The sequence below is a fragment of the Colwellia sp. BRX8-5 genome, from assembly GCF_014077325.1.
GTDB lineage: Bacteria > Pseudomonadota > Gammaproteobacteria > Enterobacterales > Alteromonadaceae > Colwellia_A.
Genome location: NZ_JACGVR010000084.1, coordinates 1 through 632 on the forward strand (window position 1 = coordinate 1; position 632 = coordinate 632).

The 632-nt window shown below is 38.9% G+C and carries 2 protein-coding genes; one reads left to right on the forward strand and one right to left on the reverse strand.

The window, feature by feature from the left end; genetic code table 11:
* Positions 1 to 58: 58 nt before the first annotated feature.
* Positions 59 to 259 carry an IS200/IS605 family transposase gene (gene tnpA / locus H4J62_RS20805; RefSeq protein WP_220470825.1) on the reverse strand — a complete coding sequence of 67 codons (201 nt, stop codon included), beginning with the start codon at positions 257 to 259 and terminating at the stop codon, positions 59 to 61.
* A gap of 179 nt (positions 260 to 438) precedes the next feature.
* Between tnpA and H4J62_RS19980 the strand changes: the two genes are divergently transcribed.
* A partial coding sequence (locus H4J62_RS19980) for a helix-turn-helix domain-containing protein (RefSeq protein ID WP_182218801.1) occupies positions 439 to 632 on the forward strand: 194 nt, incomplete at its 3' end.

The following is a 632-nucleotide window of genomic DNA, read 5'->3' on the forward strand; positions in this document are numbered from 1 at the left end:
CTGTCGAGAAAACCCCGTGATCCGAGCGAAGCGAAAGTCGCGGGGATGAATCGATAAACTATCCTTGTTCTTTAATGTATTTGCGAATTGTATCAGCGGAAGCATTGCCGACAGAACAAACAAAATATCCATCAGACCAGAAAGTATTCTCAATCCAAAACTGCTTTTTCAGGCTTGGATACCTCTTCCAAATCAACTTATTTGTCTGCTGCTTAATCCTTCTAACATGTTGCCCAATGGCATATCTTGGAGAAATCATCAGAACTATCTGATATGTCTAAAACAGCCTGCTTTACAAACTCTCCCATATCACCAAAAAGTAGTTGCTTTCGATATTTAACCACGAGAATTAAATGCAGAGCAATTAGGTGATTACAATGTGAATTCGTTTGATATTCCACTTGACAATCTTGGCTTGTACAGTAGTCTATACAGTATATGAAAAAGACGCTCAGATACAATTATCGGCTCAAGCCGACGGCAGAACAAGAAGTCAAACTCGTTGAGTTTGGAGCATACGCCCGTGGCGTATGGAACTTGTTGCTATCTGAAAATATGCGTCGATATCGGTACGATAAAACATTTCTTTTTTACAATGAAATGGCATCGCTGATAAAAGATTTAAAAATGTT

What these genes read in the sequence shown, in the direction of transcription:
- tnpA (WP_220470825.1), bottom strand. Translation starts at nt 259, where the DNA reads ATGATTTCTCCAAGATATGCCATTGGGCAACATGTTAGAAGGATTAAG.